Source organism: Chryseobacterium viscerum (assembly GCF_025949665.1).
In the GTDB taxonomy this organism is placed as follows: domain Bacteria; phylum Bacteroidota; class Bacteroidia; order Flavobacteriales; family Weeksellaceae; genus Chryseobacterium; species Chryseobacterium viscerum_A.
In genome coordinates, this window is the sequence record NZ_JAPDFT010000001.1 from 2,749,453 (window position 1) to 2,765,634 (window position 16,182).

Here is a 16,182-nt window from a genome sequence, read left to right on the forward strand (position 1 = left end):
GTTTATTTCTTAATTAATTTGGCATTCGCCGTTTTGTTAGTATCAGATTTTATAGTCACCAGATAAGCTCCCTGAACCAAAGCCTGAGTATTGATCTTGGTCACTCTGTTCTTAGTTTTTATACTCTGAAGCTGTCTTCCACTCATATCATACAAAAGAATATCAGCATCTTTGAAATCAAAGCCGATTTCTACGTAAGCATAATCGGAAACAGGATTTGGATAGATTTTGATATCGTATTTTTCAATTAACTGATCCACCTGTTTGTCACCCAGTTTTACAATCTTCCAGTTCTCTTTGCCCAGTTCTTCTGCACTGGTTACTGCCAGAACAATGGAACCATCTCTGTTCAGTTTCAAATCTGAAAGTCTCTCTTCTTTTTGCATGGATTCTCCTTTCACATGCTTTCTCCACTGTTCATTACCATTCTGATCCAAATACAGCATCCAGAAGGTTTCATCATCCGTTTGAATTCTTCCTTCTGCCTGGGTATAACCTCCTAATAGAATGCCTTTGGAAGATTTATCATCTGCGGAATGAATCACGCTCATTCCCATCAGGATATCACGGTTCTTGAAATTGTAGGATTTCTGCCACTGTTCATCTCCTCTTTCATTTAAAGAAATCAGCCAAAGATCTGTTCCTTCTTCAATGCCTACAGTTTTATTTCCTGATCTTTCGGATCTTGATTCTCCACCAATGATAAAGCCTGTTGACATTAATGCCAGGGTTCTGATATGATCATCACCTTTTCCTCCGAAATTCTTTTCCCATTCTACTTTTCCGTTTTTGTCTAATTTGACGATCTAGTAGTCACCTTCACCGAAATTTTCAGTTTGTTTCGAGTTTCGGGATACGGAATTCGAGTTTTGAACGTTTGACACAGAACCCGCACCTCGCATCTCAGAACCCTTTTCAGATCCCGAAACACGAACCTCGGAACTTCTGGAATAAATTCCCAATAACGCTCCTCCATCTTTCGTTGGAATCATCTTCTCTACTTCGTCTAAGCCTTTTCCACCTAAGATTAATTGCGAGAGTTCTTTTCCGTTTTTATCAATTCTGGTAATCAAGACATCTTTGGAGCCGTAGCCTTTTGAAGAATTTTGAACATTCCCTGCAACAAAGAATCCTAAGTCTGTAGTTTGGATCACAGCTCTTGCTTCTTCATCAGAAGAACTTCCTAAAGTTTTTTGCCACAATTCATCTCCGAATTCATTGATTCTGATCAGCCAGATATCTGATCCACCTTTGGAATCCTCTTTTTTATCCAGTCCTTTTCCTGAATAGGAAGTTCCAGCTAATAGAAATCCACCATCTTGTGTGGTCACTGTTGCTGATAAATAATCATGATTTGATCCCGAGAAGTATTTCTCCCAGGCTTCTTCTCCCTGCTGATTCAGTTTTACAAGATGAAAATCATAACCGTTGTTTTGTTTGCTCGTTTGCTGTAATTTGTCGCTCTGAATCGAGCTTCCCGTTATCAGATACTGCTGATCAATAGTTGTAGTGACCTTGCTAAGAAAATCCTGAGTAGAGGATTTGATATCTTTCTGCCATATCACTTCCTGAGCAGAGATACCCAAGACAGTACATAAGGTCAATGCACTGATATAGAATTTTTTCATTCCCGTGTTATTGTTTTCTGAGTTAGTAATTAGCTTTATTAAAACTTCGCGAATTTAACGCTTTTTAAGATACGAAAACCATAAAACCATGATTTAACATATGCCTTACTATTGATTACTAAATTATTATCATAAAGTTTCCAATTGATTTTATTCTGCTATAAAATTATCTCTGGATAACGACAAAACATGTCGCATTAAAATCAAAAAACGTATCAACCTTAATCTGAACACTCAGACACAACAACGAAATTATATCATATAAAAGATCATATTTCTGTTTGTATCATAAGAATTAAATGCAATCTGCATATCATATTTAACCATTTCATTATCAGATATTGACACGCTTTATTCTTATTGATATTTTTACTGTATGATGAGAAAAAACTATTACCAGAAATTGGCATTTATGGTCACGTTGCTGACAATTTTATTGGCCTATCAGAAATACACCAGCCGGGAGAAAGAACCTTTTCCTGATGTAAAGTTCATTACAGCTCCTTCAAATTCTGCGGATCTATCAGATTTTGATCCTAATACACTGAGCAAAGATCAATGGCAGAAACTTGGGTTTTCAGAGAAGCAGACTGCTACAATTCTCAAGTATAAAGATATTGTGGGAGGAAAATTCACATCAAAAGAGCAGTTGAAAAAATGTTACGCTATTTCTGAAGAGAAATTCAGTGAATTGGAATCTTTCATTTTACTTCCTGAAACATTGAAAAAGGGAAATTCTAAGGAGTATAGTACAATGGATAGGAAAGAAATTACCATTACGGGAAAATTCAATCCTGATCGGTATTCTGCCAATGACTGGCTCAAAATGGGCTTCAGCGAAAGACAGGCAGATGCTATTTTAAAATACAGAAATTATCTTGGGGGAAGTTTCATCAGCAAAGAGAAGTTTAAAGAATGTTTTATCATTTCTCCGGAAAATTATAGTAAACTTGAACCTTATTTGCTTCTGCCAGCAAAAACTCCCGAAACTTTCAAAAATTCAGCGAAGAATAATACAGTAAAAACTAAAATTAAATATCATTCTTTTGATCCTAATCAACTGGACATAGAGGACTGGAAAGCCTTTGGATTTTCAGAAAAACAAGCCATTACCATCATTAATTACCGGGATAGAAATCTACGGGGAAGTTTTAAAAGCCCGGATGATCTACAGAAATGTTTTGTGATTTCTGCTGAGAAATTTCAGGAAATGAAACCTTATATCAAACTCCAGGAAAAGCAACAGGAAAAAACAGATTTTTCAAAAACAGATCTCAATACTATTACTTTCAGACAACTTATAGAATTTGGTCTGGATGAAAGAAGCGCCGGTTCTATCATTGGCTTCAGAAAAAAGCTGGGTGGATTTATCAATAAGCAGCAGATTTTAAGCACTTACAATATTGATCAGGATCTTGTGCAAAAGCTAATTTCAACAGCACCGCTGAATACTTCAGATGTGCCCAGATATTCATTAGTGGAAGCTCCGGAAGAATGGCTTAAAAATCATCCTTATTTCAAATATTCAGCAGACAAAATCATATTCTACCGGATCAGTAATCCTGATGATAAAAAAATATGGAAACTTTTAAAACTGAAACCTGAGTATGAAGAAAGAATGAGATTATATATAAAATAATTCAAGCCAGATAAAAAATAAACGAAACTATTCCAAAAAATAATTTTTGGAATAGTTGATTATCTGAAACAATATTTTAAATTTTAGTGATGCATATAATTGCTGGGGCCACTGGTACCTTCGATAGATTCCGGCAGTATTCCATAACGGTTACGTAAATCAACTGTACCTAGGGTTTTTCCTGTGTTGATATCAATGACGCTAATGGTTCCGGAGTTCAAGTTAGGGAGGTCCAATAAATTATTTTGTACTGCTACAACATCTTTTCCTGATTTGGTTTTAAAGAAAGCCATATGATGCGCTCCTTTATCAGCATCAAAAGTCTTCAAAAGTTTTAGCTGGGGAAGATTACTTAAATCAAAGACAAGTACTTTTCCGGGATCTGCAAAACTCACATACAACCTGTTTGAATCATCAATATACATCTCGAGAGCCCAGCCTAATCCGTGTGTGCTTCCATCAAAAAGCTTAGTAAAAGCATCATATTTTTTGGTTGCCGTATTGTATGGAGCAATCCAGATATCACCCCCGATCATTGTTGTAGAAAGTGCGTATTGCGGAAATTTTCCACGCAAAAGTAAAACCTCAACAGGAGCAGACATGTCTGTTGGCGAGTCTGCTACACGATATGTCTCCTTTATCTCATAGGTATTGAGATCTAATAAAGTACAGGTATTTCCCAATCCTGAAGTAAGATCCGGGTGGATGGTTGAGGTGACCATCATTAATCCTTTTTCTTCATTAACTGAAATACCATGCGGATACATTATAAATTGATTGGGATTAGCCTGAATGGGTGCTTTAATTGTTTTGATAAGCTGATTATTATTAGCATTAAAAACACCTACACTGCCATCCTTCAGCCCTCCTGCTCCTCCCATAAAGGTCATAAAATATCTTCCGTCATTCGTGAAAAATAAATTTTCTCCTACTGTATTCTCACCAGTATCAATAGGTGTTGCATTAATTAATTTTGGCAGTCCATTTTGATCTTCTCCCGTTTTTATCTCATAAAGATAACTACCCCCCAAAGCAGTAGTAAACATTTTTTTTGCATTTTGGTTGTAATAGATATGATGTGGTAATACACCAACACCCAATTCCAGCCTGCTGCTGATATTTCCAAAATCCGGAGCTTCAGGGTCTAGTTCTATAACGGCAATTCCATCTGGTAATCCTTTCAAGCTTCTATAATCAATGTAAAAGGAGGAATCATGTGAATGATCCGGATCGTGCTCATTTAGACAACTGGTAAAAGTTATCAAAGTCACAAATAAAAGGGCTGCAATAAATTTTAATTTCATGATTTTCAGGTTATAGGTGTTATTGTTATAAATATAATATATTTCTTGTGAAAAATAAAATATATTACACTAATATGTGAAAAATTATGAAATAAAAATAATTCATTCGTATTTCAAGTAGTTGATACTGGAAAATATAGGGAAACCGTTAAAGTATAGTATAAGTTTTAGTCGAATGTTTTACTGGAATCTGTAAGCATAGAATTCAATGCACTCAGTTCATCTTCTGTAAGATCTCTCCATTTTCCAATCGGGAGGTCTAGTTTGATGTTCATAATACGGATTCGCTTCAGTTTTTTTACTTCATATCCGAGGTATTCGCACATTCTTCGGATTTGTCTGTTCAGCCCTTGCGTAAGAACAATTCTGAAATTCATATCATCAATCTTTTCTACCTCACATTTTTTTGTAACGGTATCCAGAATAGGAACACCATTACGCATTTTTTCCAAAAATCTTGGATTAATCGGCTTATCTACACGAACTATATATTCTTTCTCGTGATTGTTGCGTGCTCTCAGAATTTTATTAACGATATCCCCATCACTTGTCAGTAAGATTAGCCCCTCACTTGGTTTATCTAATCTTCCGATAGGAAAAATCCTTTTCGGGTGGTTGATATAATCTACAATATTATTTTTTTCACGTTTTGTATCTGTAGTACATACAATTCCTACCGGCTTATTAAAAACGATATACACCGGCTTTTCCTGAGGTTCTCTGATAGGTTTTCCATCTACCTCTACAAGATCTTCATCGGAAACTTTTGTTCCCATCTCCGGAATTTTTCCGTTTATTTTGATCCTGCCCTCTTCTAAAAGTTTATCTGCTGCTCTTCTTGAGCAGTACCCTACTTCTGATAAATATTTATTGATACGTGTCTTTTCCATTAGTCTTTTCCGTAGCCGGTATAATTTTTATTACTGAAAATAGTAATTCCATAGCTTAATCCTATGAAAAACCCATCAGCGTCATCTTTCAATTTATGTGATTCAAAAACAATTCCTCCTTCCTGGCTTAATCTTTTTGAATAGGAAACCTGCATTCCCAATCTTCCACCCCAAAACTCTGTTTCTGAAATAGCAGAATGATTAAGTTGCTTTCCATAATTAATGTCTATATAAAAAGGCCGTTCCCCAGGAGAAAAAATAATCTTAGGCTGAATAATCCAATAGATCAAATGATAATTATCCTGTATAAAGCTGTATTTGAATCCGGTTCCTATGGCAAAGTTAGGAAGAAAATTATATCCTCCGATAGCAGTGATACTATAAGTAAGATTTCCTAGTGAAGATCTGCTCTCAATATACTGCGAATTATTGGTTTGATTTTTCTTATTAATATTAAAACCTGCATTAAGAGAAGGATTGAAATAAAAATCCATTTTTGATTTTCCAGTTTCCGTATTCTGGGAAAACGCTTTAACAAAAACAAGCACCAATAAGAAAAAGGATAGTTTTATTTTCATAAACTTTCAAATCTGTACTCGTTATTCAAGAACTGATCTGTAGCATTTTCAATAGCATAGTCACCGATTTTGGTGCGTCTTAACTGAGTCAGATAGGCTCCTACTCCCAACTCCTGCCCTATATCATGTGCAAGACTTCTGATGTATGTTCCTTTTGAACATCCTACCATGAAACTTACTAAAGGAAAATCTATTTTAATATCCTTAATGTAATGAATGGTTGTTTTTCTGGCCTTCATTTCTACTTCTTCCCCAGCTCTTGCAAGGTTGTAAGCTCTTTCACCATCAATTTTAATGGCTGAATAAATGGGTGGTTTCTGTTCAATTTCGCCAACAAATTTTTCCAGCACTTCTTTTACCTGTTCTTCGGTAATATAGGAGATATCCTGATGAAGAATTTCAGGCTTTTCAGTATCATAGGATTCTGTCTGTACTCCAATCTTAATCTCCGTCCAGTATTCTTTGGGAGCATCCTGGATTTCAGGAATTTTCTTGGTGAATTTTCCGCAGCACACAATAAGAAGCCCTGTTGCTCTGGGATCTAAAGTCCCTGCATGCCCGATTTTAAATTTTTTAGGAAGATCAAACTCCCTTTTAAGTTTGTATTTCATTTTATTGACAGCCTGGAAGGAAGTCCAGTCCAAAGGCTTATCCAATAAAAAAATGTATCCTGATTTCAGTTCTTCAGCAGTCATGAATGGGTATAAATGGGTAATTTCTTATTTAAAGAAATAAAAGTAAATCAACAGGGCAACTCCAACAAAAATACGGTACCAGCCCCAAGGTTTAAATCCGTATTTATTAAGCACTCCGATGAATGCTTTGATAGCGATAAGTGCTACGATAAACGCGACAACATTTCCTACTACAAAGATCATAATGTGATCCTGCGAAGACATAATCATTTCATATCCTTTCTGTGGGTTTGGAGTTTCTTTTCCCCAGGTTTTAACAAAAACTGAATACACAGTTACTGCCAGCATCGTAGGTACAGCAAGAAAGAAAGAAAATTCTGCAGCAGCTTTTCTGGTAAGTCCCTGTGCCATTCCTCCAATAATAGAAGCCGCACTACGGCTTGTACCCGGCATCATCGCGAGACACTGCCAGAAACCAATGGTCACTGCATTTCTTATGGTAATTCCTTTTTCATCATCAATCTTCGGATTTTTAAACCATTTGTCAGCAAACAGTAAAATGACACCTCCTAAAACCAAAACTGAAGAAATAGCGATCTGATTTCCAAGTACAGCTTCAATTTTATCATCGAATAAATATCCTAAAACCAGTGCAGGAACTACGGCAAAAGCAAGTTTAAAATAGAACTGAATATTATTTAAGTCAAAAAACTTTTTCCAGTATGCCACTACCACCGATAAAATGGCTCCAAACTGAATGGATACCTGAAACATTTTTAAAAATTCTGTTTCTTCAAGCCCCATCAGGTTAGCTGTAAATCCCATGTGTGCAGTAGAAGAAATCGGAAGATATTCTGTCAACCCTTCTACGATGGCAATAATAATTGCTTTGATTAAATCCATATTCTTTTAAAAAATTAAAAAAGATTAAAAGATTTAAGAATTAAAAAGACCAGCTGATTGGCTTAAATCTTTCAATACTTAAATTTTTTAATCCTTAAATAAAATTATTATTCTATTATTTTCTTTTTAAGATAGCGTATACTTCTATTACAAATCCTATAACAACAAACAGAGGTGCTATCCTGATTCTTCTCATAGAAAAGATATCATCATTCCATGAGTTCGGGTCAAATTTACCATCTACCGTATTGGCATCCGGGCCCATCATCAGTAGAAATCCTATGACAATAAATGCCAGTCCTATCAGCATCCACTTGAAATTCTGCGGTCCGAAATAGAAAGCGTTTTCCTGTGGTACTTCAGCTTCATGTCCAAAGTCTGAAGCGGAAAATTTATTTGTTTTTTTGCTCATTGTTAAGAGTAATATAAATCGTCAACGTTTGATTTTAAGAACCTCCATGTAGCGAAAATTGTACTTAAGACAGAGATAAAAACTCCTACTCCCAATACCAGGATCACTAACCAGAAGTACTGGTTGTTGTCCTGTACGAAAGCGGAACCAATCTGGCTCGTGAAATAATACCAGACACCACCTAAAGCAATAAGACCAATTACAGAACCAATAGCTCCTAAAATTATAGCTTCAATGATGAAGGGTTTAAGAATAAATCTTCTTTTCGCTCCTACCAGCTGCATTGTTTTAATAATAAATCTCTTCGAGAATATTTTCAGACGGATAGAGTTGTTGATCAAAACAACCGCCAATACCAGAAACAGAATTGAAAATCCTAAGATCCACTTTAAGATTCTGCTCAGGTTATTGTAAACATCCACCATCAAAGTACTGTCATTTTTAACATCGATAATTCCGGGAACTGATTTGATCTCTTTGATAGCTTCATCAATTTTTGCTGGATCCACAAATTCCGGTTTTAAAGCAACTTCAATAGAAGAAGGGAAAATATTTTCTTCAAACAATGCATCACTGTCAATTCCCATACTTTTCTTGGCTTCTTTTGCAGCCATGTCTCTTGAAATATAGGTTGCTTTTTTTACTGGAGCTAGAGTCTGTACCTTTTTAAAAGTTTCTTCCTCCAGTTTTGCAATTTTTACAGAATCTTTAGCATCATAATTTTCATCAAAGTAGGCGTTCACCACCAATTGTTCTTTGATATAGTCAGAATATTTCTGGGCATTAATTAAAATAAGCCCCATTAATCCTAACAAAAATAACACTAAGGCAATACTTATCACTACTGTAATATTGCTGGACCGAAGCCTTTTCTTATTAAATTCATCTACAGATTTAGCCATTAATATTAAAATTTTTGGCTAAAATAGAAAAAAACTTCCGAAATTTGGGACGAAATAAAGAAAATCATTGTTAATAAAATCATAAAAAACCTTGAGTGTAAAAGCAAAAAAACATCTTGGACAGCACTTCCTGACAGATGAAAACATCGCAAGAAAAATCGTAGAAGGTCTTAGTTTTGAGAACTATAATAATATTATGGAAGTAGGTCCCGGAATGGGAGTTCTTACCAAATATCTTCTTGAAAAAGATCAGAACATTTACCTTGCAGAGATCGATACTGAGTCTATCGAATACCTGAAAAAAAATTATACAAAGGTTACTGAAGAGACTTTTGTGGGAGATTTCCTGAAACAGGACTTCAGTTTTATCAAAGATGATCAGATTGCCATCATTGGTAATTTCCCCTATAATATCTCTTCTCAGATCCTGTTTCAGATTGTAGATCATTATCAGCTGATCCCGGAAATGGTAGGTATGTTCCAGAAAGAGGTGGCTGAGAGAACGGCAGCTGTTCCGAGAACTAAAGATTACGGTATTCTTTCTGTTCTGATACAGGCTTATTATGATGTATCTTATATGTTTACGGTACATGAGAACGTCTTCAATCCACCACCAAAAGTAAAATCAGGGGTAATCCGTCTTACAAGAAATCCTAAAGAAGGTCTTGCAGGCAACGAAATTCTTTTTAAGCAGATTGTAAAAACAGGATTCAACCAGAGAAGAAAAAAATTGTCTAATGCATTGAAATCCTTAAATATTCCTGAAGCTTTAAAAGGTCATGAATTTTTAGATAAAAGAGCGGAAGAGCTTAGTGTAGCAGATTTTATACACTTCGCCAATCTCTGGAAAGAAAATCAATAAACTTCAATAATAAAAGCTCCTGATAAAGGAGTTTTTTTTTGGATTAACGGCGACAAACTTTATTCCTAAAAAGCAGAAAGCCTTTCAAAATAAATCTGAAAGGCTTTCTTTTATATTACATTATCAATTCTAGTTTCTGTTTTTCAGCATGATCCATCCTGACCAGTTCATCTGAGCTTTTGATCTTGGATACTCAAAGTTGAACTTATACCAGTATGTTGCTGTAGGAAGTCTCTTACCTCCAACTGTTCCGTCCCAGATAGGATTTTCTTTTGAGAATCTGAACATCTCTACTCCATATCTGTCATATATAGAACCTGTAAAGTTTTTAAAGTCTCCAAGAGCTTTAAGATCCAGAACATCATTGATTCCGTCTTCGTTCGGAGTAATAATGTTGTTGATCTGTAATGTAAAGAATTCTAGAGATCCTACGCAGTGTGTACCTACTCTTCTTACCAAAACTGTATAATTTGTATTGTCTAAAAGGTTGGTAAACACGTTTGAATCCTGCCAGCTGATTCCGTTGTCAATAGAATATTCCAAAGTACTTGGCATATTGTTCATCGGAGGGTTTTCAGCCGTGATCGTTACTGTTTTCTTGATGCTTTCATAGCTCAATGCAGTCACAAAAGGAGTAGCAGCACCCATTACTTTAGCTTCAAAAATTTTCTTACAAATTCCGTTATCAACTTCCACAGAATAGATACCCCATTGGTCCACATCAATTTTCTGTGTTGTTGCCCCTGTACTCCAAAGGTATTTAAAGCCCTGTCCTGCACCTGCGTCAAGAGTCACTTTATCACCGATACACATTTCAACATCTTTTAATGGTGAAGTGATTTCAGGAGTAACTTCAATTCTTATTGTTGCCGGATTAAGAGATTTACAACCTTTTGCTCCAATGGCATATACTGTAAATGTTGTTGTCTGATATAAAGTAACAGTCTGCATATTTCCTGTTCCCATGAAGTTACTCCATAGGTAAGTATCTCCTCCTTCAGCAGTAAGGGTTACTGATTCTCCCGGACAGATTTTTATTCTGGAAGCTTTTACTTTAGCAGTTGGGGTTACTTCTTTCAATAATTTCAATTCAACCATTTTACTACAGAAACCACCATTGGAAACCACCACATAAAGAATCTGGCCATCATTACCGTTATAGTTTAGCGGAGTCTGAATATAATTGTTGTTCTGTGCTATTGCATCTGCCTGATTCACATAGAACTTAAAAATAGCTCCCGGTGTCGGGCTGATGGTAGAGGTAATTGTACTTAAATCAAAAGTGGTAATATCCGGCGTGGTACAAAGCAGTAATGTAGCATCCTGAGCCTGCGGAGTAGTTCCTCCATGGATCTGAATAGTAGCTTTACCCGGACATGGATTCCCCGGAACACTTACTTCAATAGTATAAGTACCCGGCTGTATCGCTGTAATTGTGTTGGTAGTAGCATTAGGTACCGGTGCACCATTATAATACCACTGATAAACAAGGTTAGGGTCATTCACAGAAGCTGTGATTACCTGAGGCACATTATCACAAACATTGATATCAGAAGGTAATTTTGTTCCTGCAGGGTCTAAAAGGTCTACTCCAATATTGAAAGATCCTCCTTCCAGAAATACTGCAGAGTCATAACTGTGGTCACTATAATCGGCAATTACCATTTTGAAGTGGTACTGCTGCCCTGCTACTACAGTTGCTGTAGCTGTCAACGGAATTGTTCTTCCTGCAAAATTGGTTTCCACGTTACCTGTGTTATATCCGGCAAAATATTGTTCATTTACCGCTCCACAGCTGCCTGGTACTGCAGGGTGGATATTCGTAATACTTACAGGTCCTGCACCTCCGGGAAGTACAGCCATATTCACATAAGGTCCACCCGAAGTAGGTTTCAATAAGATCGCAAATGCATCTGCAAAGGTACATGGAAATGAACCTGTGTATTCTTCGGATGCAATCAGATAATTAAATTTAATCTGACTTGTCGTAGGAACGAAGTCAAATTCCAAAAGAACAGCATCATTCAATCTGTTTTCCACTACTCCAATCACCTGTGCAAGATCAGCATCTGATCCTCCACCGTTGACATCACTCAGTCCACCTTCAAAACTGTTACCAGCTCTTCTTGCGTAACCTGTGGAAAGAATAAGCCCGTCTTTAAAAGGGAAATTGGTTGTCGCCTTATGAAAATAACCCCATGCTCTGTTTGCATCACTTGCAGCATGATTAGGAGTAATCTTCACATTGGTTACATTGGGAGTAAGACAGGTATTGGTCCCGGATGAGATCAATACATCTTTAACCATTTTTTCAATAGTGTAAGCAGTTTCAGGGTACTGTGGAGCATTCACGTCAATAAAAACACCTGCTCTTCTGGAGGCTGCTGTAGGAGTTTCCTTTAGGGGTTTCCTTGGTGGCAGATCTTGTGAAAATAAAAAAGTCGAGATGACTAAAAAAAATAAACAAAGCGGTAGATATCTTCTCATAATATTTTTGTTTCAACAAATTTAATTTTTTTTTAAATATCTCACATACATATTTATATTTTTTACCACAAAAAAACAAAACATGCACCTTTTAAAGTAAATTTTCGTTAATTAACTCCCGCGTACATAATGTGGTACTATTGTATTACAAATTGTTTTAACATATTTATCCTCTATTTAAAATAATTCACAAAACACGATAACGTCTATGGTATAAAACAACAAAATCTTTCATTGCTGAAAGATTTTGTTGTTAATTTTATATTCTAAATATTTAGTTTCTGTTTTTCAAGAGAATCCAGCCTGAGCGTTGTTCCATTTTCTTACTGGCCGGGTTTTCCCACTGTACTCTATACCAATAAGTAGCAGTAGGAAGATTAATTCCTTTTAAAGACCCTGTCCAGATAACATCGCCTTTCGCAGCTTTGAATACCTCGGCTCCATATCTGTCAAAGATAGAAGCTGCAAAATCTTTGTATCCGCTGATTCCTGTGAAATCTATAGTATCATTTACACCGTCCATATTAGGTGTAATAGCATTACTGATAACGAATGTAAAATAGTCAAGTGAAGTACCGCATTTAGCACCTTTTACTCTTACCATCAGAGTATACATTGTATTATTCAGGATACCGGTAAATATATTCGACGGCTGCCATGTCAGCCCTCCGTCTATTGAGTATTCTAAAGTACCTCCTGTTGGATTGCTTGCGGTAAGGGTAAGAATATGATTATCATATACAACGTTGGTAAACTGTGGCAGATCAGGATTAATCAGCTGAGCAGAGAATGTTTTGGAACAAACTCCATTACTGATGATCACAGAATAAGTGCCGGCAACATTAGTCGTTATTGTCTGAGTGGTTGCGCCTGTATTCCATAAGTATGTATAATTTGGTCCAGGACCTGCATCAAGAGTTCCTTTATCTCCGGCGCAAACAAATACATCCTTCAATGTAGAAACAATTGCAGGAACTACTTCGATAGTAACTTTAGCCGGATTCACAGAGCTACATCCATTTCCTCCCAGTGCAAATACTGAATATTCTGTTGTTACAGTAGGAGTAACGACCTGTGTATTTCCATTTCCTGTAAGTCCTACCCAGTTATAAGTAATTCCTCCTGTAGCCGTCAATGTTACAGATTCTCCTTCACAGATTTTTAATTTGGATGCAGTAAGTCCTGCGATAGGTGGGCCAACCTGAACTGTTACACTTGCTGCTGTTGCAGAAATACAACCATTAGCTCCCACGGCAAATACCGTATATGTTGTCGTTACAGTAGGTGAAACAACCTGAGTATTTCCGTTTCCGGTAAGGCCATTACCCCAGTTATAGGTTACCCCTCCCGAAGCTGTCAATGTTACAGATTCTCCTATACAAATACGAGGTACTGATGAAACAACAGCAGCTACTGGTTTTACTTTATCTTCCTGCACAGTTACTGTTGAAGTATAGGTACAGCTCAGGTTTCCTGGTTGTGATATGTTAGTAACCGTTAAAGTATATGTTCCACCAGCACTTACAACTGGGGTAAGAGTATTCCCTCCGGACACGATGGTTCCTCCCGTTGTTGTCCAGGCGATAGTGGATCCCGCAGGTACTACAGATGCAGAAGCATTAATTGTAATCTGAGGGGTTGTACAGGTAATCGTTTGCGGCGCTGCAATTGTAAGAGTAGTTTGAGCTGTGCTTAATAATTGCAGAGATACTACATAGCTGCAGCCTCCGTTACTTGCCAATACATAAATAGTCTGGCTTCCTCCCGGTGGTGTATATGTTGTAGGCGTTGCAATAGAGTTTCCGTTAGCAGCATTGGCATCAGCCTGATTGACATAGTAAGTGAAAGTAACTCCTCCTGTAGTTGTGATCTGAGGCTGAGCTTCTGTAAGATTATAAGTTAATCCTGGCTGATAACATTTATGCAATATTGCATTTTGTGCTGTAAAAGGTTCTGATACTTCAATTGTTATGGTGGCGGGGTTTTGAGACACGCATCCGTTAGCACCTACTGCTGTTACAGTATAAGTAGTTGTAACAGTAGGAGAAACAACCTGTGTACTTCCATTTCCGGTAAGGCCATTGCCCCAGTTATAAGTAGCACCTCCTGAAGCAGTAAGTGTTGCAGATTCTCCTTTACAGATTTTTATTTTACTTGCGGTAAGTCCCGTAACTGGTGGAGCACTGTTTCCTGTTACGGTCACATTGCCCACTGCTGTACAGCTGATATTTCCGGGCTGATATATTTTTGTTATGGTTAAAGTATAGGTTCCGGCAGCATTGATAACAGGATTTAGAGTTGTACCCCCCGAAACAATATTTCCGCCTGTGGTTGTCCAGTTGAATGTAGCACCTGCCGGATAAACGGAAGCCGATGCATCCAATGTCGTCTGAGAGTTAGCACAGGTAAGTACTGCCGGAGGAGCAATAGTAGGCGTCATTTGTGGTGCTTTTACCAATTGCAGTTGCGCTACTTTAGCACAAAAGCCATTGGCTACTCTTACATATACTGTTCCTCCTGCACTTTGGTAAGCTGTGGGAGTTGGAATTGTATTTGTATTTCCTGCATTAGCGTCTGTCAGGGTCGTATAATATGAAAACACAGCTCCCGGAGTGGTACTTATTGAAGCCTGTGCTGATGTTAAATTAAATGTAGCATTTCCGGCAGCATAACAGGCCGTTAATGTAGCATTCTGTACTGTAGGAGATGTTCCCCCTACCACGGTAATGGTAGCCTCTCCCGGGCAGGTATTCCCCTGAATATAAACTTTTACAGTATATACTCCCGGTTGAGTTGCCGTATAGCTTGCATTGGTAGCCCCAGCAATCGGATTGGTACCTGAATACCACTGATATGTAATATTGGGACCCTGTACAGAAGCTGTAAAAGTTTGTGGTGTATTGTCACACATATTTACAGATGCAGGCAGCTGTACTCCAGCCGGGTCCAAAATTTTCACTCCAATATCGAATGATCCTGCTTCCAGAAATACTGCAGAATCAAAGTTAGGATCCTGATAGTCAGCAAGAACAATTTTAAAATGATACGTTTCTCCTGGTATTACAGTTGCTTTTGCTGTCAGAGGAATCGTACGCCCATTAAAATTGGTTTCAATCTGAGCAGTATTTGTACCACCGTAATAGGCTTCATTTTTAGGTCCGCAGTTTTGATACTGCGGGTGGATATTGGTAACACTTACAGCACCCGCTCCTCCCGGAAGCACTGCAAGATTGGTATAATTAGGATCAGATGCTTTTTTTAGAAGCAAGGCAAAACCATCTGTAATGGTACATGGAAAGTTTTGCTGATATTCTTTTGAAGCAAATAAATATCTGAAAGTAATTTCAGTAGAAGCTGCTACAAAGTCAAACTCTATTGAGGTAGCATTGGTCAGGTTATTATTCCCGATTCCCAAAGCATTCGCAAGATCTACATCTCCTCCTGTTCCAAGGTCATCACTTAAGGTTCCCTGAAAAGTATTTCCTGCTTTATTGGCGTATCCGGTAGAAAGTATAATCCCTTTACTAAACGGAAAATTGGTATTTGATTTATTAAAATATCCCCAGCTTCTGTTCTGATTGGTAGCAGGTAAGTTTGGAGATACGGTTACATTGCTTACGCTTGAACTGGTACAAGTGGTACCTCCTGATATAAGAACATCATTGATCAGCTGGGTTATAGGATAGCCTGATTCCGGGTAACTTGGTGCGTTCACATCAATAAAGACACCCGCTCTCAAAGAAGCAGCTTTAGGTTTTGCAGCAATTTCTACCCTCCCTTTATTTTGAGCCAAAACAAAGTTTCCTATGAAAGCCAGAAATAACGCTAAAAATAAATTTCCTCTCCTCCTATTTAACATTTTATATTATTTTAAACAAAAATACTATTTTTTTTGATTGAAATTCAAGTTAACACAATTTACATTATTACTAACGCAAATTT

At 37.1% G+C, this 16,182-nt stretch carries 11 protein-coding genes and 1 pseudogene; 2 read left to right on the plus strand and 10 right to left on the minus strand.

The genetic code is table 11. From position 1 onward, the window contains the following. Positions 1–2 precede the first annotated feature (2 nt). A pseudogene (locus OL225_RS22065) lies at positions 3–1,628 on the minus strand (T9SS type A sorting domain-containing protein). A 376-nt stretch (positions 1,629–2,004) separates the two neighbouring features. On the opposite strand from OL225_RS22065, the gene OL225_RS12460 reads away from it, so the two are divergent. After that, positions 2,005–3,267 (plus strand): helix-hairpin-helix domain-containing protein, encoded by a 1,263-nt coding sequence (locus OL225_RS12460; RefSeq protein ID WP_264518473.1) that lies wholly within the window; start codon positions 2,005–2,007, stop codon positions 3,265–3,267. 83 nt (positions 3,268–3,350) lie between these two features. On the opposite strand, the gene OL225_RS12465 is transcribed toward OL225_RS12460, so the two are convergent. The 7 genes from OL225_RS12465 to OL225_RS12495 form a co-directional block, all read right to left on the minus strand. Then, the gene (locus OL225_RS12465; protein WP_264518474.1) at positions 3,351–4,571 is read right to left on the minus strand and encodes a YncE family protein; all 1,221 of its coding nucleotides are present in this window, start codon (positions 4,569–4,571) and stop codon (positions 3,351–3,353) included. A 167-nt stretch (positions 4,572–4,738) separates the two neighbouring features. Continuing rightward, positions 4,739–5,461 (minus strand): 23S rRNA pseudouridine(2604) synthase RluF, encoded by a 723-nt coding sequence (gene rluF / locus OL225_RS12470; RefSeq protein WP_047376992.1) that lies wholly within the window; start codon positions 5,459–5,461, stop codon positions 4,739–4,741. After that, positions 5,461–6,039, minus strand: coding sequence for a hypothetical protein (locus OL225_RS12475; protein ID WP_052184684.1), 579 nt, complete (start codon positions 6,037–6,039; stop codon positions 5,461–5,463). Before OL225_RS12475 ends, rluF begins: the two co-directional genes overlap by 1 nt. Continuing rightward, a complete protein-coding gene (truB, locus tag OL225_RS12480; RefSeq protein WP_264518475.1) occupies positions 6,036–6,734 on the minus strand; it encodes a tRNA pseudouridine(55) synthase TruB in 699 nt (232 codons plus the stop codon). The genes OL225_RS12475 and truB overlap by 4 nt, the downstream gene beginning before the upstream one ends. A 24-nt stretch (positions 6,735–6,758) precedes the next feature. Next, complete coding sequence (locus tag OL225_RS12485; RefSeq protein WP_047376994.1) at positions 6,759–7,577, minus strand: undecaprenyl-diphosphate phosphatase; 819 nt, start codon at positions 7,575–7,577, stop codon at positions 6,759–6,761. Positions 7,578–7,692: 115 nt separating this feature from the next. After that, positions 7,693–7,989 (minus strand): DUF3098 domain-containing protein, encoded by a 297-nt coding sequence (locus OL225_RS12490; RefSeq protein WP_264518476.1) that lies wholly within the window; start codon positions 7,987–7,989, stop codon positions 7,693–7,695. Between the two features lie 2 nt (positions 7,990–7,991). Beyond that, the gene (locus OL225_RS12495) at positions 7,992–8,891 is read right to left on the minus strand and encodes a cell division protein FtsX (RefSeq protein WP_047376996.1); all 900 of its coding nucleotides are present in this window, start codon (positions 8,889–8,891) and stop codon (positions 7,992–7,994) included. 91 nt (positions 8,892–8,982) lie between these two features. Between OL225_RS12495 and rsmA the strand changes: the two genes are divergently transcribed. Beyond that, positions 8,983–9,753: a 16S rRNA (adenine(1518)-N(6)/adenine(1519)-N(6))-dimethyltransferase RsmA gene (gene rsmA, locus OL225_RS12500; RefSeq protein ID WP_213278544.1), complete on the plus strand. Its 771-nt coding sequence runs from the start codon at positions 8,983–8,985 to the stop codon at positions 9,751–9,753. Between the two features lie 129 nt (positions 9,754–9,882). Here the strand turns inward: rsmA and OL225_RS12505 are convergent, their stop codons facing one another. Continuing rightward, complete coding sequence (locus OL225_RS12505; protein WP_264518477.1) at positions 9,883–12,240, minus strand: choice-of-anchor L domain-containing protein; 2,358 nt, start codon at positions 12,238–12,240, stop codon at positions 9,883–9,885. A 274-nt stretch (positions 12,241–12,514) separates the two neighbouring features. After that, positions 12,515–16,099: a gliding motility-associated C-terminal domain-containing protein gene (locus OL225_RS12510; RefSeq protein ID WP_264518478.1), complete on the minus strand. Its 3,585-nt coding sequence runs from the start codon at positions 16,097–16,099 to the stop codon at positions 12,515–12,517. Positions 16,100–16,182: the final 83 nt, after the last annotated feature.